Here is an 18,830-nt window from a genome sequence, read left to right as displayed (position 1 = left end):
TATAGTATCAGTATGAAAAGTTTTACGAGTTTTTAAACGTCAAAGATTTAGAAAAAAATTTCACTTGAAATTTTGCTAGATTCCACTATACTTTTTCTCATGTTTGTATTTATCATGATAGGGAAGGATAAAAATGACGTCTGTTGCGGACGTTTTTATAAATAGGAGTAAAGCCCGTCATTAAAGGCTTTCGCTTAATTAAGTGATCTATTTTGTCCTGAGATGAACGTGTGAAAACTCAAACTAGTGGTATATGATTTTTACAATGAAGAACGGAATTGGCGACAAAATCGATAAAAAAACAGAAGGGAAGTTGAAACAATGAGTGGACTTTGGTACACAGAAAAACAAACAGAAAACTTCGGAATCACGATGAAAATCAAGAAGACTTTACATACAGAGCAAACGGATTTTCAATATCTTGAAATGGCAGAGACAGAAGAGTGGGGGAACATGCTATTCCTTGATGGAATGGTGATGACAAGCCAAAAAGACGAATTCGTCTATCACGAAATGGTAGCTCACGTGCCTTTATTCACACACCCAAACCCTGAGAAAGTATTAGTTGTCGGTGGCGGAGACGGTGGCGTCATCCGTGAAGTGTTAAAGCACCCAAGCGTGAAGAAAGCGGTACTTGTTGAAATCGACGGAAAAGTGATCGAGTACTCTAAGAAGTATCTTCCGGAGATTGCTGGAGAACTGGAAAACGAGCGTGTTGACGTACAAGTGGACGATGGCTTCATGCACATCGCGAAAAGTGAAAATGAATATGACGTAATCATGGTTGACTCGACTGAGCCGGTCGGTCCAGCTGTAAACCTATTCACAAAAGGTTTCTATGCAGGAATTTCGAAAGCATTGAAAGAAGACGGAATCTTTGTCGCTCAATGTGATAACCCTTGGTTCAAAGCGGATCTTATTCGCCAGGTACAAAGCGATGTTAAGGAGATCTTCCCGATTACACGTCTGTACACAGCGAATATCCCGACATACCCAAGCGGATTATGGGCATTCACGATCGGTTCGAAAAAGCACGATCCAATCGAAGTGCCTGAAGACCGTTTCCATGATATCGAAACAAAGTATTACACACCAGAACTGCACAAAGCAGCATTCGCCCTTCCTAAATTCGTTAAAGACCTGACGAAATAAAGAAATTTGAGGGACGGACCTCAAAATTCAGTGAAAATAGTTTAAATTGAGTAGGGACGGACCTTCAGGAGGTGATGAAGCACCTCCTGAAGGTCCGTCCCTCTAAAAAGAGAGGTTGAAGAGTATGCGTTTTGATGAGGCTTATTCAGGTAATGTGTTTATTAAGAGTCATCCTTCTTATGAAGACAGCCAGGTAGTTCTTTACGGTATGCCGATGGATTGGACGGTAAGTTACCGTCCGGGATCCCGTTTTGGTCCGGCACGTATTCGTGAAGTTTCGATCGGTTTGGAAGAGTACAGTGCGTATCTCGACCGCGAGCTTGAAGAAGTGAAATTCTTTGATGCAGGGGATATTCCATTGCCATTCGGTAACCCGCAGCGAAGCATCGATATGATTGAAGACTATATCGACGGTCTTCTTGGAGACGGAAAAATCCCATTCGGTATGGGTGGGGAGCATTTGGTATCATGGCCGGTCATGAAAGCAGTCGCTAAGAAATACCCGGACCTTGCGATCATTCATATGGACGCTCACACAGATCTTCGTGAAGAGTATGAAGGAGAGCCATTATCCCACTCCACTCCGATCCGCAAGATCGCTGAGCATATCGGACCGAAGAATGTCTATTCATTCGGAATCCGTTCCGGGATGAAAGAGGAATTCCAATGGGCGAAAGAAAACGGTATGCATATCTCGAAATTTGAGGTACTTGAGCCGTTGAAGGAAATTCTTCCACAGCTTGCAGGACGTCCTGTGTACGTGACAATTGATATCGATGTATTAGACCCTGCCCACGCTCCTGGTACAGGAACCGTGGATTGCGGTGGGATCACGTCTAAAGAATTACTGGCATCGATCCATGCCATCGCTCACTCTGACGTTAATGTAGTAGGAGCAGACCTTGTAGAAGTTGCCCCGATCTATGATCCATCAGAGCAAACAGCCAATACAGCAAGTAAGCTGATTCGCGAAATGCTCCTTGGTTGGGTAAAATAAACTCCCAAAAGCCTCTTCTGATTGTCGGAAGGGGCTTTTCTTTTACCATAAATCCGCTTACATCCACTCCCGAAATTGAAAACTCATCGTGTTCCATTGCATTTTCCCACAATACTTCTTATACTTAATTAGTTAGAAGGAAGGGACGTCTAAAAGAGGGACGGACCTATCACTTGATCGGACCCTAAAATAGAAAAGGATGTGAGTGGTTTGACGGCAAAAACAGATTACACCCCTGTCAAAGTTCACTTGAAAACCAAAATCACAATAGGAGAGGAAAGTGACTCTTTTGAACTGGTATCATTTGGTCGATACTATGAAAAAGGAGATGCCGTTTTCCTGAAGTACGATGAGGTGCAAGAGGAAGGAACCACCCATACGATTGTTAAAGTCTCGGATCAGCAGGCTCTTATTCTCAGAAGCGGTGCAGTGAAAATGAGAATGGCCTTTAACGAACGGGAGGAACAAAATGGTTCTTACGAAAGCCAGATGGGTACACTCTTACTTACAACCAAAACAAAGAAACTTTCACATACACAAAGTGACTCCAAGCTGGAAGGGGATTTCAACCTTTCTTACGAGTTAAAGATGCAAGATAGTCCAGTAGGGGATTATGTTATGTCCATTCACTATAAGGAGGAAGCATAGACGCATGAATATTGTCGAAAAAGTACAAGAAAACCTGAAATCCGAAATAAAGGCAGCAGTCCTGAAAGCGGGAATCGCAACAGAGGATCAAATTCCTGATGTCATATTAGAAATCCCGAAAGAAAAATCCCACGGTGACTACTCTACCAATATGGCGATGCAGCTTGCACGCGTAGCGAAAAAAGCGCCTCGCATGATTGCGGAGGACATTATGGCGAACTTCGACCAGTCCAAGGCATCCATTGAAAAAATGGAGATTGCAGGGCCTGGATTCATTAACTTCTACATGAACAATGAATACCTGACCGATTTGATTCCATTGATTCTTGATCAAGACCAGGAATATGGTCAATCAAACGCTGGGAATGGTGAGAGAGTGAACGTGGAGTTTGTATCTGCCAACCCGACAGGTGACCTGCACCTTGGACATGCCCGTGGAGCGGCTGTAGGTGATTCCCTATGTAACGTTCTTGAAAAGGCAGGCTATAAAGTAACACGTGAATACTACATCAATGATGCAGGAAACCAAATCCATAACCTGGCGATTTCAGTCGAGGCCCGTTATTTCCAAGCTCTTGGAGAAGACAAAGCGATGCCTGAAGATGGATATCACGGGGCGGACATCATCGGAATCGGGAAAAAACTAGCGGAAGAATTCGGTTCGAAATATGCGGAAGTAAGCGACGAAGAGCGCTACAAGTTCTTCCGTGAGTACGGATTGAAGATCGAAATGGCCAAGCTTCAAAAGGACCTGGAAATGTTCCGTGTGCCATTCAACGTGTGGTACTCTGAAACTTCACTCTACGAAAACGGTAAAATTGATGCTGCGTTAAAAACATTAAAAAACAATGGTCACGTTTATGAAGAAGACGGCGCGACCTGGTTCCGTTCGACTGAACTTGGGGATGACAAAGACCGTGTTCTCATCAAGAATGATGGGACGTACACGTACTTGACCCCGGATATTTCCTATCACCAGGATAAATTCGAACGCGGACACGATGTACTGATCAATATTTGGGGTGCTGACCATCACGGTTACATCCCTCGTATGAAAGCGGCGATTGAAGCACTTGGTTTTGACCGTGAGAAATTAGAAGTAGAAGTGATTCAACTTGTTCACCTTTATAAAAATGGTGAGAAGATGAAGATGAGTAAGCGTACGGGTAAAGCAGTCACTTTACGTGAGCTTGTAGAAGAGGTCGGCCTGGATGCAGTCCGTTATTTCTTTGCCATGAGAAGTGCCGATACGCATATGGACTTTGATTTGGACTTAGCGGTATCCCAATCAAATGAAAACCCTGTATACTATGCTCAATATGCCCACGCTCGTATTTGCAGCATTCTTCGTCAAGCAGAGGAGCAGGGACTCGCTTCAGATGACAAGATCGACTTAAAGCTGATCGGTACGGAAAAAGAAGTGGATTTACTGAAAAAATTAGGTGAATTCCCACAAATGGTTGCCGATGCTGCGGAGAAACGTACACCTCACCGTGTGGCAAACTACATTAACGACCTGGCATCAGCTTTCCACAGCTTCTACAATGCCAATAAGGTTCTTGATGAAGAAAACCGTGAACTTACAACGGCTCGTCTGGCTCTTGTAAAAGTGGTTCGTGTCACACTACAAAACGCTCTTGCATTAATCGGAGTTGCCGCTCCGGAAAAAATGTAATGACGATAGTTGAAAAAGGTCCGTCCCTCGGGGTGGACCTTTTTCTTATATTTCTCCAGCTTTAACGTATAATAAAAGTAGACATATCGTTCAGGAGGATGTTATGAAAACAGTTATTTTAGCCATTGTGACCGGTTTCCTGGTTGGATTTATTTTTGCACTATTCAAGCTTCCGATTCCTGCACCGCCTGCCTTGGCCGGAATTGCAGGAATCGTAGGCATTTACCTTGGATTTAAAGCCTTCACAGCCATTCAGCCTTGGATTGAAACGGTCTTTAAATGAAATCTATATAGGAAAACCGATTCCATTGCCGGTAGCTGCTAACGATCTTGAAAGTTACCGGTTCTTGGAATAGACAAAACAAAAAAGACGAACAACAGCGTGTTCATCTTTTCTTCTACCATTCCAACGCCCCGCCGCTAATCCGCTTCACTCCCCGAATCGTCGAGAGATCCTCGATCAGCTTCAACATGGCCAGATCTTTGTGCTTTGCTTCAATCATAAAATCAACGTCCTGATCGAACGCTTTGAGAGTTTTGAAAAATCCTTCTACAAAGCCTGCATCCACCAAATCAGCGTGAGAGCGGAATGCTTTTTCCGATTTCGGCGAAGAAATATGTATTTTAGGAACGAGATCTCTCTTATCCCAAGTGGCAAAAATCGCTTCAAGATAATCTTCCAAAGGCTTCTCACTAGGGTTGGCCTCGTGATGATGGATATCAAGGACCATGGGGATGTTTTCTTTTTGACAAACACCTAATGTTTCTTCTACGGTATAGGTTTTGTCGTCGTTCTCCAGGGTCATGATCTCTTTTACATCAGTCGGGAGGCTTTTCAAATTCTCATGAAAGCGTACAAGCGTTTCTTCCTTATCACCATAGCTTCCACCGATATGAATGTTAATGACAGAGTTATCCTCAATCCCCATATATTCAAGCATGCGATAATGATAAATCATATCCTTTACGGCGTTGTCAGTGACATGCTGCTTGGGACTGGTGAATAAAGTGAACTGATTGGGGTGAAAACTTGCTCTGATCCCAAACTTCTTGATTAGATCCCCAAGCTCTTTCCATTCCTCTTTAAATGGGGAATAAAAGTCCCATTCTACTTCCGGATGAGTAGCTAACGGAACAAGTGAGCTTGATAGTCGGTAAAGTTCAATTTCGTGAGCTGCACACAGATACAGGATGCGTTTCGTATGTTCAAGGTTTAATCTTGTTACTTCCTTCAAACGATCCATTCGTTCCTCTTGTGGAAGGTCGGAATATCGTTTGAAGGTCATGGTTTTGGCTGGGCTTGCGTCCCATAAGGAGAGGGAATTGGCAACAAACCCCAGTCTGACTTTCATGTGATACCCTCCTAAAGCAAGATTGAAATGGATGAAGCGACACGCTCTTTAATACGGGTGAGCAAGGAGACATTTGCAAGATCGCTTTCGCTCAGCATGTCTGATGCTTCCATATCTTTTGCCATTTCTTTTTTCAATGTGTGAATAAACTCTTTGTCGAATATAAGGTTATTAATTTCAAGATTGATAAAAAAGCTTCTTTTATCAAAATTGGCCGTTCCTAAATCACAGAAATGATCGTCTACGATCAATACCTTCGCATGGTAAAATCCGTTCATGAATTGATACACCTTTGCCCCTTTAGCCAGTAAGGTTCTAAAATAAGGGAATGCGGCTTCCTTCACTAACATATGATCGGCATTATTTGGAATGATGATCCTTACAATGACGCCCCGCTCCAATGCATCACATAATGCCTCCATCAAAATCGGGGTGGGGATGAAATAAGGAGTCCCAATGATGACTTCCTCCTTGGCTTCATCGATGAACTTCTTGAAGAAATCCTCGATATTCACCCCTTCTGTCGGGAAGATCTGATGTGGGATGCTTCCTTTTTCAGCTGGAGGAAAGTATTTCGTTTCGTCTTTCAGATCATTGTTCGTCCCTCTGAACCAATCGATGCAAAATTCTGTTTGTAAGTCGTGAACCCCTTCACCCTCCAAACGGAGATGGTAATCCCTCCAAGGGGACAGCTCGGGTATGTCATTTTCATCAATGTATTCTTTTCCGACATTATAACCGCCCAAATATCCAAACTTGCCGTCGATTACCGTGATCTTACGGTGATTCCGCTGTTGGGAAGAGAAGAATAGGAAGGGGAGACGCACTTTTTGACAGAAGGCCACTTCCACACCGGCGTCACGGAGCATTCTCACTTTTGATTTTGGGACGTTATGACTGCCGATTTGATCCATTAACAGGCGGACCTCTACGCCTTCTTTTGCTTTATCCTTCAGTAAATCCATAAACCGTAAAGCAAAATGGTCATCTTGGACGATATAGAATAAAACATGAATGGAAGATTTGGCTTCCTTCATTTCTCTAAACATTCGATCAAACAGCTCCGGACCTCTGGAGAATAATTCAATATCGCTGTTTCGTTTTTCATAATCTCTTCTTGTCCGTGTCCGGATGAAACGACTTCTCCCCAGCTTAAAGTCGATCATTAACCAGCCTATGACAACAACTATTATTAACAGTAGGATGAACCACCACATATAATCACTCTCTCATCTGCATTAGCATTAGTATGTCCTTAAATCTTACCTACTTTGCACTCTTTCTTCTTTTACCTTTAATGATTCATATTGAAACCTATGGGGGGTACAAAAAGTCCTGGTCATTTCCGCGGAATGAATGACTATTCATGTAAAGGTTTTCATTTTTCTTGGGAAAAACCATTGACTGAATGCTCATTCATAATATAATGGATATATGAACTATTCAGAATATTAATTTGGTTTGTAAAAGTCCGAACAAAGGGGAAGTTCGAGTCGAACCAAATAAGGGGGAGTGTTTTTCAATGAATGGGTTACTCATTCTCAATTGGGTTGCATTTATTCTTGTGACCATTTACGCACTTAGTCTGTTTGTGTATGTAGTAAAGACGAGAATTGAATATATTAAGCTCGGAAAGAAAGTGGAGTTCGACCAGCGATTCAAGGAACGATTCCAGAAGATCGTGGTCAACGTCTTCGGCCAGAAGAAGCTCTTGAAAGATAAGAAGAGTGGAGCGATCCACGTCATGTTCTTCTACGGCTTCATATTAGTACAATTCGGAGCCATCGATTTCATCTGGAAAGGACTGGCGCCAGGGAGTCACTTACCACTTGGACCATTATATCCCGGCTTCACGTTCTTCCAGGAGATTGTCACACTCATGATCCTGGTAGCGGTTGTTTGGGCCTTCCATCGCCGCTATGTGGAAAAACTGGTTCGTCTAAAAAGAGGGTTTAAATCAGGATTGGTTCTCCTATTCATCGGGGGATTAATGCTATCGGTTCTGGTAGGGAACGGAATGGGCCTTATCTGGCACGGTGAAGAGCTTGCCTGGACAGAGCCTGTAGCGTCACTCATTGCAGGAGCACTTGGAGCCATTGGAGAAACGGCTTCCATCGTCATCTTCTATGTGGCATGGTGGATCCATTTATTATTCTTACTGGCATTCCTTGTATACGTTCCACAATCGAAGCACGCTCATTTAATCGCAGGTCCTGCGAATGTCTACTTCAATCGATTAGACAACCCTGGAAAGCTTAAGCCCATCGACTTTGAAGATGAGTCAGCCGAAAGCTTCGGGGTGGGGAAAATTGAAGAGTTCACGCAACATCAAATGATCGATTTCTACGCGTGCGTGGAATGTGGTCGTTGTACGAATATGTGTCCTGCTACAGGAACGGGGAAAATGCTTTCCCCAATGGATTTAATCGTCAAACTGCGTGATAATCTGACGAATCACGGAGCGGTCGTTACGCAGAAAAAACCTTGGGTGCCGACTTTTGCTTTCAATGGTACGAAAGGGAATCAGCTCGCCATGGCGAGTGCCACTCAAGCAGCAGAAGAAGCAGCTGCTGGTGCTGCGTACAGTCCTTCCTTGATCGGAGACGTCATCACAGAAGAAGAAATCTGGGCATGTACGACGTGCCGTAACTGTGAAGACCAATGTCCGGTCATGAACGAGCACGTAGATAAAATCATCGACCTTCGCCGTTACCTGGTCCTGACAGAAGGAAAGATGGACGCAGATGCACAGCGTGCGATGCAAAATATCGAACGCCAAGGGAATCCTTGGGGTCTGAACCGTAAAGAACGTGAAAACTGGCGTGAAGCGAGAGAAGACGTTCATATTCCTACGGTGAAAGAAATGAAAAAAGCGGGAGAAGACTTCGAATACTTATTCTGGGTTGGATCCATGGGTTCATTCGATAACCGCAGCCAAAAAATCGCGTTATCCTTTGCGAAGCTGCTGAATGAAGCAGGCGTGAAATTCGCGATACTAGGAAACAAAGAGAAAAATTCCGGCGATACACCACGTCGACTTGGTAATGAATTCCTATTCCAGGAGCTTGCAGGTCAAAACATCGCCGAATTCGAAAAAAATGAAATCAAGAAAATTATTACGATCGATCCGCATGCGTATAACATTTTCAAAAATGAGTATCCGGACTTCGGATTGGAAGCGGAAGTGTATCACCATACAGAGCTTCTATATGACCTGGTAAAAGAAGGGCGCCTGAAGCCGAAATACGAAGTGAATGAAACCATCACCTTCCACGATTCCTGTTACCTGGGACGTTACAATGAAGTATACGATCCACCACGGGAAATCCTTAAATCAATCTCAGGCGTGAAATTGGTTGAAATGGAACGTAACCGTGAAAAAGGCATGTGCTGTGGAGCTGGTGGAGGACTCATGTGGATGGAAGAAGACGCAGGTCACCGCGTGAACGTTTCCCGTACAGAGCAGGCACTTGAGGTCAGCCCATCGGTCATCAGTTCCGGTTGTCCATACTGCTTAACAATGCTTTCGGATGGAACGAAAGCGAAGGAAGTAGAAGAAACCGTCTCTACTCAGGATGTGGCAGAAATCCTTGAAAAAGCGGTATGCGGCGATCAAAAAGATCAACCGGCTGCTTCGTAAAAAGAATATTATCCTTTGGATAATGAAGGGTCCGCTTCTCAGTAGATGAATAATCAGGAGTGAAACAAAATAGCATCTACCTGCGTTTCACTCCTATTATTTTTCTACAATAATAAATTTAATAGAAAAATAAAAACTTTCTAAAAAATCATTACGTTCTAACCGAATATGAAGTACAATAAAGGTATATAAGGGACAGTTTGTGTCCCTTCTCTTATGGGGACTGGTTGAGCGAGCGTTCAGTCGAATTAAAGTAAGTCCTATTTTTTTTAAGAATAGTTGAAAGCGTATACAATTTGTTTTTGTCGAATCAAATCATTCAGATATAAAGGAGAGCGATTGAGATGGGAAAAACGGTTATTTTAGATGGAGCAAGAACGCCATTCGGTAAATTTGGTGGAAGCTTAAGCAGTTTCACAGCTTCAGAGCTGGGCGGTTTTGCCGTGAAGGAAGCCCTGAAACGATCTGGGATAAATGGTGAAGAAGTAGAGGAAGTGATCCTCGGATCTGTATTACAAGGGGGGCAGGGACAGATCCCTTCCCGTCAAGCATCACGTCATGCCGGATTACCTTGGAACGTTAAAACGGAAACCATCAACAAAGTGTGTGCTTCAGGAATGCGAAGTGTGACAATGGGTGACCAAATCATCCGTGCAGGTGACGGCGAAGTCATCGTGGCGGGCGGAATGGAATCCATGTCCAATGCACCGTACATCCTTCCGAAAGCTCGCTGGGGCTTCAAGATGGGGGATTCCCAAGTGAAGGACTTAATGGTTCATGACGGATTGACGTGCAGCTTCAACAATGTCCACATGGGAACGTACGGAAATGAAACTGCGAAAGAGTTTGAGTTATCAAGAGAAGAGCAGGACAGTTGGGCACTTAGAAGCCATGAACGCGCTCTGAAAGCGACAGATGCAGGCATTCTTGGGGAAGAAATCGTCGCCGTGGAAGTACCACAGCGTAGAGGGGAACCAGTAGTAGTCAGTAAAGATGAAGCCCCACGTAAAGAAACGTCCATCGAAGCCCTGGCCAAATTAGGTCCAGTCTTCGGATCAGAAGGAACCATCACAGCAGGGAACGCACCGGGGGTCAACGACGGGGCGGCAGCCATGGTACTCATGAGTGAAGAAAGAGCCACAAAAGAAGGGAAGCAACCATTAGCTACCATACTTGGACACACGGCGATTGCCGTTGAAGCAAAGGACTTCCCGCAAACACCGGGACTCGTCATTAATGAGCTGCTGAAGAAAACAGGCAAATCACTCGAAGAAATTGACCTGTTCGAAATTAACGAAGCATTTGCAGCGGTTGCCCTGACAAGCGGGAAAATCGCCGGGTTAGATCCGGAAAAAGTCAATGTGAACGGTGGAGCCGTCGCCCTTGGTCATCCGATCGGAGCAAGCGGAGCCCGTATCATCCTGACGCTGGCATACGAACTGAAACGTCGCGGAGGCGGTGTAGGAATTGCATCGATCTGCAGCGGAGGCGGTCAAGGGGATGCGATTATGATTGAGGTGGCGAAGCAGTAGAATGGTAGGGGAAAGTTGTACCATGTACAAAGTTTTCTGCAGGGATATCAGTGGGTTAAAGGAGTTCAGCAGCTGAATTTCAAATGATAATCAGCTGCTGAATTCGCGGCATATTTCAGCAGCTGAACAAAACAAATCCACTTCAAACGAAACCAACTAGATAACTAGCTTTAACAAAGGGGAGAACAAAATGAACATCAAAAAAGTAATGGTCATCGGGGCAGGACAAATGGGATCAGGAATCGCTCAAGTGTGTGCCCAGGCGGGATTCGACGTTTACCTGAACGATTTGCAAGCTGAATTTGTACAAAAGGGAATCGGTGTGATCACCAAGAATCTCACGCGCTCCGTAGAAAAAGGAAGAATGTCAGAAGAAGAAAAAGCAGCTACAGTGAACCGTTTGACGGCTTCAACGGATATTCATGACGCGAAGCAAGTAGACCTTGTCATCGAGGCAGCCGTTGAAAACATGGAAATCAAAACGAAAATCTTTGCTCAACTGGATGAAATAACTCCGGAGCACACGATCCTTGCTTCGAACACTTCTTCACTACCGATTACAGAAATCGCTGCAGCGACGAAGCGTCCCCAGCAAGTAATCGGAATGCACTTTATGAACCCGGTACCGGTCATGAAGTTGGTTGAAATCATCCGTGGCCTTGCGACGACGGATGAAGTGTATCAAGTGATTGAAGACATGACAAAAGCCCTTAACAAAGTACCCGTTGAAGTAGAGGACTTTCCAGGCTTCGTCTCAAATCGTATCCTTATGCCGATGATCAACGAAGCAATCTACACGCTATATGAAGGAGTCGCGAGTAAAGAGGCGATTGATGAAGTGATGAAGCTCGGTATGAATCATCCAATGGGTCCTCTTACTCTGGCAGATTTCATCGGACTTGATACATGCCTATACATCATGGAAACACTGCACGAAGGCTTCGGTGATGACAAATATCGCCCATGCCCGCTACTTAGAAAATATGTGAAAGCCGGCTGGTTAGGTAGAAAAACAGGCCGTGGCTTCTATTCATACGAGTAACAACGACGAACATCAGGGAGGAACCATTCATGGAGTTACGATTTACTGAAGAGCAACAGATGATGAGAAAAATGGTACGGGGTTTTGCCGAAACGGAAATCCAGCCGTTTATCGAGAAGATGGAAGAAGGGCAATTCCCGAGAGAGATATTGAATAAAATGGCGGAACTTGGGTTGATGGGCATCACGATTCCTGAGAAATATGGCGGCTCTGAAATGGATTTCACATCCTACATCATTGCCATACATGAGCTGTCCAAAGTAAGCGCAACCATCGGGGTGATCCTGTCTGTGCATACTTCAGTGGGAACAAATCCGATTCTTTATTTCGGAAACGAAGATCAAAAACAAAAGTACCTTCCCAAGCTTGCGACCGGAGAATATTTGGGAGCTTTCTGCCTGACGGAACCGAGTGCGGGATCGGATGCGAAAAGCTTGAAAACGAAAGCCGAAAGACGTGACGATCACTATGTATTAAATGGCTCAAAAGTATTTATTACAAATGGTGGAGAAGCGGATACGTATATTGTCTTTGCCGCAACGGACCCGTCAAAAGAGAGCCGGGGAGTATCGGCCTTCATCGTAGAGAAAGATACACCGGGCCTTGTGATTGGAAAAGACGAACATAAAATGGGTCTCCACGGTTCGAGAACGGTTCAGTTGACGTTTGAAGATATGAAAGTGCCGGCTGAAAACCTTCTGGGTCAAGAAGGGGAAGGTTTCAAAATAGCCATGGCGAATCTGGATGTCGGCAGGATCGGGATTGCAGCGCAGGCATTGGGAATCGCTGAAGCGGCTTTCGACTATTCCACCGCTTATGCCAAAGAGCGTGTACAATTCGGTAAGCCGATCGCAGCCCAACAGGGGATTGGATTCAAGCTTGCAGATATGGCGACGGCCGTTGAAGGATCGAAGCTTCTTGTGTACCGTGCGGCAAATCTTCGTTCAAATAACATTTCCTGTGGAAAAGAAGCAAGCATGGCAAAGCTATTTGCTTCTAAAACAGCAGTGGAAGTCTCAACAGAAGCCATTCAGGTTTACGGAGGATATGGTTATACGAAGGAATATCCGGTTGAGCGACTGTTCCGTGATGCGAAGGTGACGGAGATTTATGAAGGTACGAGTGAGATTCAGAGAATGGTGATTGGGAAGAATTTATTGGTTTAGTTGGATGTGAGGGCTTGGATTCTTGGAGAGGTGTATTCGTGCACACGTTCTGAAGCGTGTCAGGCACCTGAGATCGATTGCGGTGTTTCGTGGCGTAAAGGGGTTTTGTTGCTTTGCTTGCCTCGTAAGGGTGCCAGACCCGGTATGAAGTAGATCATATATTTGGAGGAATTGAGATGAATTTTAAATTATCAGAAGAGCATGAAATGATACGTAAGATGGTGCGTGATTTTGCGAGGAATGAGGTGGCGCCGACTGCTGCCGAGCGTGATGAGGAAGAGCGCTTTGACATGGACTTGTTTAAGAAGATGGCGGAGCTTGGATTGACGGGGATTCCTTGGCCGGAGGAGTACGGTGGAATCGGGAGTGACTATCTCGCATACTGCATCGCCGTTGAAGAGCTTTCAAGAGTGTGCGCATCTACGGGGGTAACCCTTTCAGCCCATACATCGTTAGCGGGATGGCCGGTATATAAATTCGGTACAGAAGAGCAAAAGCAGAAATACCTTCGTCCAATGGCACAAGGTGAAAAAATCGGGGCTTACGGATTGACTGAGCCAGGTTCAGGATCCGATGCCGGCGGTATGAAAACGACGGCCCGTTTAGAAGGAGACCATTACGTATTGAATGGCTCTAAAATCTTCATCACTAACGGTGGAATCGCTGATACGTATATCGTATTTGCTTTGACAGATCCTTCCCAGCGCCAACGCGGAACCAGTGCGTTCATCGTAGAGGCAGGCTTCGAAGGGTTCTCTGTAGGAAAGAAAGAGAAGAAGCTCGGGATTCGTTCATCGCCAACGACTGAAATCGTATTTGAAGATTGTAAGGTACCAAAAGAGAACATGCTTGGGAACGAAGGTGATGGATTCAAGATTGCCATGATGACCCTTGATGGGGGACGAAACGGAATTGCTGCTCAAGCCGTCGGTATTGCCCAAGGAGCCCTTGATGCGTCTGTTGAGTATGCAAAAGAACGTGAGCAATTCGGTAAGCCGATTGCAGCAAACCAGGGAATTTCATTCAAGATTGCCGATATGGCTACGTCCATCGAAGCTTCCCGTCTATTAACCTATCAAGCTGCCTGGTTAGAGTCAGAAGGTCTTCCGTATGGTAAAGAATCGGCGATGTCGAAGCTGATGGCCGGAGATACAGCGATGAAAGTAACAACGGAAGCGGTTCAGATCTTTGGTGGATATGGCTATACGAAGGATTATCCTGTGGAGCGTTATATGCGTGATGCGAAGATTACCCAGATTTATGAGGGGACGCAGGAGATTCAGAGATTGGTTATTTCGCGAATGGTGACGAAGTAGGAATCTGGGTGTAATGGGATTTTTGAAGAGGATCTCTTGGTCGTCCTGAAGCGTGTCAGGCACCCGATAGATTTTGGGATGCTTCGTGGCGTAAAGGGGTTCTTATCAGCGCTTGCTTCTTAAGGGTGCCAGACCCGGTATGAACTGGATATATAGTTAGAGAGAGATAGATGACCTTCTGCTTTGTTGGGGGATGAGGCAGATTGGTCTTGGAATGGGGTCAATGGGAGAAATGGATAGTAAAGGCGGTCGGTTGTTTTGAATAAGAAGAGGGAAGTTCATGCTTCTGTTAAGGATGAGCGTTTAGTAGAAAAGCGGCGTGATCAGATGATTCGTGGGGCCGTCTCTCTATTTAAACAAAAGGGGTTTCATCGCACCACGACTAGAGAGATCGCAAAGGCCGCCGGATTCAGTATCGGAACGCTATATGAATATATTCGAACAAAGGAAGATGTCTTGTATTTAGTGTGTGACAGCATTTATGAGCAGGTCCGGCTGGAGCTTGAGGAGCTGGATGTGGGAAAAGGGACACTGGAGAGCTTAAGGCTTGGCATCGCTCATTATTTTAAAGTGATGGATCGTATGCAGGATGAAGTCCTCGTCATGTATCAGGAGGCGAAATCCCTATCGAAGGACGCCCTTCCATATGTATTGCGTAAAGAACTTGAAATGGTGGGGATGGTGGAAAGTCTCATCATTGGCTGTGTCGAGAGTGGAAAGCTTGAGCTTGATGAAGATCAGATCCATATGCTTGCTCAAAATGTATTCGTCCAGGGACAGATGTGGGGATTCCGTCGTTGGGCACTTCAGAAGCGGTTTACACTCGATGAATATATCAATCTTCAAATCGAACTCACTTTTGCAGGCGTCATAGGGTTTGAAAAACAAGGGAGAACAGGGGGAGTAATATGAGTACGGTTGACATTTATAGACCAAAGCACCATGTTCGTTTTGTCACGGCTTCAAGTCTGTTTGACGGACATGATGCGTCGATCAACATAATGCGTCGGATTATCCAGGCAAGTGGGGCAGAGGTTATCCATCTGGGTCATAACCGCTCCGTTGAGGAAGTCGTCAATGCCGCGATTCAAGAGGATGTCCAGGGAATCGCGATTTCGTCCTATCAGGGCGGACACGTTGAATACTTCAAATATATGTACGACCTTTTGAAAGAAAGAGGAGCGTCTCATATCCGCATTTATGGCGGTGGTGGGGGCGTGATCATCCCACGTGAAATCAAAGAGCTTCACGAATATGGGATTGCCCGCATCTTCTCACCTGAAGACGGTCGCAAGCATGGTCTTCAAGGAATGATCAACAACATGATTGAAGAGTGTGATTTCCCGACGATCAAAGGAAGCGTGAATCAAGAGGTAGAAAAGCTTTCTACAGGAAATGTGAACACGGTTTCGAAGCTGATTTCACTTGCCGAGTACCAAGTCGGAGCGAATGAAGAAGTGGCGGCGACGGCCCAAACCGTTTTCTCTGAAATAAAGAACTTAGCGAAAAAAGTTCCTGTTCTGGGGATCACAGGAACAGGTGGAGCAGGGAAGAGTTCCCTGACGGATGAGCTGATCCGTCGTTTCATCAACGAGCTTCCTGAAAAGAAAATCGCGATACTCTCCATCGATCCTACGAAACAGAAAACAGGAGGAGCCCTTCTTGGGGACCGCATTCGTATGAACGCCATCTTCAATCCTCGCGTCTATATGCGAAGTCTTGCTACCCGTGGGTCGAAAACAGAGCTTTCACTGGCCATCAAGGATGCCATCAACGTGGTCAAGGCGGCAGGCTATGATCTGATCGTCGTTGAAACGAGCGGGATCGGTCAAGGGGATGCGGAAATCGCTGAAATCTGTGATATGTCCATGTATGTCATGACAAGTGAGTTCGGTGCTCCTTCACAGCTTGAGAAAATCGATATGATCGATTTTGCCGACCTCATCGTCATCAATAAATTTGAGCGCAAAGGATCAGAGGATGCAAGACGCCAGGTCCAAAAGCAGTATCAGCGCAGTCACTTGCTTTTTGATAAAGATTTAGATGACATGCCGGTATATGGAACGATCGCCAGCCAGTTCAACGATCCCGGTACAAACGCATTGTTTGCAGCGATCGTCGAAACCGTGAATAAGAAAATGGAACTGGATTGGAAAACGGGCTTCTCCAAAGATGTAGATGTGGAAAAGCAAAACGTCATCATTCCAAACAATCGCCGTTACTATCTGCGTGAGATTGCGGAAACGGTCCGGAACTATCATAAAAAAGCCGAAGAGCAGGTGAGCCTTGCCCGCAGATTGTTCCAATTGGAAGGGGCAATCGAAGCGGTCAACGAAAAAGAAACAAATGATGGGGTCATTACATCTCTTCAGACGTTGAAAGAGGAAGTCGAAAACAAATTAACAGCTGAGTCGAAACAGATTTTACAAAAATGGGATGGGTTAAAAGAAACCTACAGCAAAGATCAATTCATCACAAAAATCCGTGATAAAGAAATCGTCACTGAATTAAAGACAAAGAGCTTATCAGGACTTGATATCCCGAAAGTGGCCCTTCCTAAATACAAAGACTACGGCCAGATTCTGGATTGGGTATACAAAGAGAACGTTCCAGGATCGTTCCCATACACAGCAGGAGTGTTTCCTTTTAAACGAAAAGGGGAAGATCCGAAGCGCCAGTTTGCAGGGGAAGGCACACCTGAACGGACGAATCGCCGTTTCCATTATCTATCGAAGGATGATGATGCGAAACGCCTGAGTACAGCGTTTGATTCTGTAACGTTATATGGTGAAGATCCGGATCACCGTCCGGACATTTACGGAAAAGTAGGGGAGAGCGGCGTAAGCATTTGTACTCTAGAGGATATGAAAAAGCTATATGCAGGCTTTGATTTATGTGCCCCTTCCACGTCCGTTTCCATGACGATCAATGGTCCCGCACCGATCATCCTGGCTATGTACATGAATACGGCCATCGATCAGCAGATCCGTATGAAAGAAGAAGAGCTTGGCCGTGTGCTGACGGTGGAAGAATATGTGGAAGTGAAGGAACAAACGCTGCAGGTCGTTCGTGGAACCGTGCAGGCTGATATTTTAAAAGAAGATCAAGGACAAAACACGTGTATCTTCTCGACTGAATTTGCCCTTCGCATGATGGGTGACATCCAGCAGTACTTCATCGATCACAAAGTAAGAAACTATTACTCTGTATCGATTTCCGGCTATCATATCGCTGAAGCTGGAGCCAACCCGATTTCACAGCTTGCCTTCACCTTGGCGAACGGGTTCACTTATGTTGAATACTATTTAAGTCGCGGAATGGACATCAATGCGTTTGCGCCAAACTTATCGTTCTTCTTCTCGAACGGTCTGGATCCGGAGTATACAGTGATCGGACGCGTGGCCCGTCGCATTTGGTCAACGGTGATGCGTGATAAATATGGCGCCAATGAAAGAAGTCAAAAGCTGAAGTACCATATTCAAACATCCGGGCGTTCTCTTCATGCCCAGGAGATAGACTTTAATGATATCCGTACGACGCTTCAAGCCTTGATGGCCCTGCAGGATAACTGTAACTCCCTGCATACCAATGCCTATGATGAAGCCATCACGACACCTACAGAGGAATCGGTCCGCCGTGCCATGGCGATTCAGATGATCATCACGAAAGAACACGGATTATCCAAAAATGAAAATCCGCTTCAAGGATCGTTCATCGCAGAAGAGCTGACCGATCTGGTGGAGGAAATGGTTCTGACAGAATTTGATCGCCTGAATGATCGAGGCGGCGTACTTGGATCGATGGAAACTCAGTATCAACGAGGCAAAATCCAAGAGGAATCCATGTACTACGAAATGAAAAAACATTCCGGGGAGCTTCCGATCGTGGGAGTGAACACGTACTTGAATCCAACTCCACCTTCAGAGGAACAAATGGACAGCATGGAACTTGCACGTGCAACAAAGGAAGAAAAAGAAACACAAATTCATAATCTGCGTGACTTCCAATTACAGCACAAAGATCAATCCGAAGAAGCACTGACTCGCTTAAAACAAGCAGCAGTGAACGGAGGAAACATCTTTGAAGAACTCATGGAAACAGTAAAAGTAGCCAGTCTCGGCCAAATCACACGATCCTTATATGAAGTTGGCGGACAGTACCGTCGTAATATGTAGCAACAAAGAAGAAAATGAGACTACTGTGGTGATGCAGTGGTCTCTTTTTCTGGATACCTCTTCTGCAGGAGAATCATTAAACATTTCAAATGCTTAAGGTCAAATAACGAATTATGTTTAAAAAGTCCATAAACA

14 protein-coding genes are annotated in these 18,830 nt (G+C 45.1%); 12 read left to right on the top strand and 2 right to left on the bottom strand.

The window, feature by feature from the left end:
• The first annotated feature begins 321 nt into the window (after window positions 1–321).
• The 5 genes from speE to ACXAF2_RS11085 all read left to right on the top strand — a co-directional run bounded on the left by speE (window position 322) and on the right by ACXAF2_RS11085 (window position 4,755).
• Window positions 322–1,152 carry a spermidine synthase gene (speE, locus tag ACXAF2_RS11105; protein WP_148996313.1) on the top strand — a complete coding sequence of 277 codons (831 nt, stop codon included), beginning with the start codon at window positions 322–324 and terminating at the stop codon, window positions 1,150–1,152.
• 124 nt (window positions 1,153–1,276) lie between these two features.
• Window positions 1,277–2,149, top strand: a complete 873-nt coding sequence (gene speB, locus ACXAF2_RS11100) for an agmatinase (protein ID WP_044340586.1) — start codon at window positions 1,277–1,279, stop codon at window positions 2,147–2,149.
• Between the two features lie 210 nt (window positions 2,150–2,359).
• Window positions 2,360–2,797, top strand: coding sequence for a YwiB family protein (locus ACXAF2_RS11095; RefSeq protein ID WP_282138385.1), 438 nt, complete (start codon window positions 2,360–2,362; stop codon window positions 2,795–2,797).
• 4 nt (window positions 2,798–2,801) lie between these two features.
• Window positions 2,802–4,472, top strand: a complete 1,671-nt coding sequence (gene argS, locus ACXAF2_RS11090; protein WP_475138710.1) for an arginine--tRNA ligase — start codon at window positions 2,802–2,804, stop codon at window positions 4,470–4,472.
• Window positions 4,473–4,575: 103 nt separating this feature from the next.
• On the top strand, window positions 4,576–4,755 hold the full coding sequence (locus tag ACXAF2_RS11085; RefSeq protein WP_475138709.1) for a XapX domain-containing protein: 180 nt from the start codon (window positions 4,576–4,578) through the stop codon (window positions 4,753–4,755).
• Between the two features lie 115 nt (window positions 4,756–4,870).
• Here the strand turns inward: ACXAF2_RS11085 and uvsE are convergent, their stop codons facing one another.
• Complete coding sequence (uvsE, locus tag ACXAF2_RS11080; RefSeq protein ID WP_475138708.1) at window positions 4,871–5,824, bottom strand: UV DNA damage repair endonuclease UvsE; 954 nt, start codon at window positions 5,822–5,824, stop codon at window positions 4,871–4,873.
• 11 nt (window positions 5,825–5,835) lie between these two features.
• A complete protein-coding gene (gene cls, locus ACXAF2_RS11075) occupies window positions 5,836–7,041 on the bottom strand; it encodes a cardiolipin synthase (RefSeq protein ID WP_475138706.1) in 1,206 nt (401 codons plus the stop codon).
• Window positions 7,042–7,346: 305 nt separating this feature from the next.
• Between cls and ACXAF2_RS11070 the strand changes: the two genes are divergently transcribed.
• The 7 genes from ACXAF2_RS11070 (at window position 7,347) to icmF (ending at window position 18,695) form a co-directional block, all read left to right on the top strand.
• Window positions 7,347–9,464, top strand: a complete 2,118-nt coding sequence (locus ACXAF2_RS11070) for a 4Fe-4S dicluster domain-containing protein (protein ID WP_475138705.1) — start codon at window positions 7,347–7,349, stop codon at window positions 9,462–9,464.
• A 344-nt stretch (window positions 9,465–9,808) separates the two neighbouring features.
• The gene (locus tag ACXAF2_RS11065; RefSeq protein WP_475138704.1) at window positions 9,809–10,996 is read left to right on the top strand and encodes an acetyl-CoA C-acetyltransferase; all 1,188 of its coding nucleotides are present in this window, start codon (window positions 9,809–9,811) and stop codon (window positions 10,994–10,996) included.
• A 190-nt stretch (window positions 10,997–11,186) separates the two neighbouring features.
• The gene (locus ACXAF2_RS11060) at window positions 11,187–12,038 is read left to right on the top strand and encodes a 3-hydroxybutyryl-CoA dehydrogenase (RefSeq protein ID WP_475138702.1); all 852 of its coding nucleotides are present in this window, start codon (window positions 11,187–11,189) and stop codon (window positions 12,036–12,038) included.
• A 29-nt stretch (window positions 12,039–12,067) separates the two neighbouring features.
• Entirely contained in the window at window positions 12,068–13,204 is a 1,137-nt protein-coding gene (locus ACXAF2_RS11055) for an acyl-CoA dehydrogenase (protein WP_475138701.1), read from the top strand.
• 176 nt (window positions 13,205–13,380) lie between these two features.
• Window positions 13,381–14,520: an acyl-CoA dehydrogenase gene (locus tag ACXAF2_RS11050; protein WP_475138700.1), complete on the top strand. Its 1,140-nt coding sequence runs from the start codon at window positions 13,381–13,383 to the stop codon at window positions 14,518–14,520.
• 258 nt (window positions 14,521–14,778) lie between these two features.
• Entirely contained in the window at window positions 14,779–15,432 is a 654-nt protein-coding gene (locus ACXAF2_RS11045) for a TetR/AcrR family transcriptional regulator (protein ID WP_475138698.1), read from the top strand.
• A complete protein-coding gene (gene icmF / locus ACXAF2_RS11040; protein ID WP_475138697.1) occupies window positions 15,429–18,695 on the top strand; it encodes a fused isobutyryl-CoA mutase/GTPase IcmF in 3,267 nt (1,088 codons plus the stop codon). Before ACXAF2_RS11045 ends, icmF begins: the two co-directional genes overlap by 4 nt.
• The last annotated feature ends 135 nt before the right edge of the window (window positions 18,696–18,830 follow it).

This window comes from Rossellomorea sp. ABR4_004, assembly GCF_056159585.1.
This window is presented reverse-complemented; position numbering and strand designations above follow the sequence as displayed.

Excerpts from the sequence above, each read along its gene's own strand:
- speE (WP_148996313.1), top strand. The coding sequence starts at position 322 with ATGAGTGGACTTTGGTACACAGAAAAACAAACAGAAAACTTCGGAATC.
- speB (WP_044340586.1), top strand. The coding sequence starts at position 1,277 with ATGCGTTTTGATGAGGCTTATTCAGGTAATGTGTTTATTAAGAGTCAT.
- argS (WP_475138710.1), top strand. The coding sequence starts at position 2,802 with ATGAATATTGTCGAAAAAGTACAAGAAAACCTGAAATCCGAAATAAAG.
- ACXAF2_RS11085 (WP_475138709.1), top strand. The coding sequence starts at position 4,576 with ATGAAAACAGTTATTTTAGCCATTGTGACCGGTTTCCTGGTTGGATTT.
- uvsE (WP_475138708.1), bottom strand. The coding sequence starts at position 5,824 with ATGAAAGTCAGACTGGGGTTTGTTGCCAATTCCCTCTCCTTATGGGAC.
- cls (WP_475138706.1), bottom strand. The coding sequence starts at position 7,041 with ATGTGGTGGTTCATCCTACTGTTAATAATAGTTGTTGTCATAGGCTGG.
- ACXAF2_RS11070 (WP_475138705.1), top strand. The coding sequence starts at position 7,347 with ATGAATGGGTTACTCATTCTCAATTGGGTTGCATTTATTCTTGTGACC.
- ACXAF2_RS11065 (WP_475138704.1), top strand. The coding sequence starts at position 9,809 with ATGGGAAAAACGGTTATTTTAGATGGAGCAAGAACGCCATTCGGTAAA.
- ACXAF2_RS11060 (WP_475138702.1), top strand. The coding sequence starts at position 11,187 with ATGAACATCAAAAAAGTAATGGTCATCGGGGCAGGACAAATGGGATCA.
- ACXAF2_RS11055 (WP_475138701.1), top strand. The coding sequence starts at position 12,068 with ATGGAGTTACGATTTACTGAAGAGCAACAGATGATGAGAAAAATGGTA.
- ACXAF2_RS11050 (WP_475138700.1), top strand. The coding sequence starts at position 13,381 with ATGAATTTTAAATTATCAGAAGAGCATGAAATGATACGTAAGATGGTG.
- icmF (WP_475138697.1), top strand. The coding sequence starts at position 15,429 with ATGAGTACGGTTGACATTTATAGACCAAAGCACCATGTTCGTTTTGTC.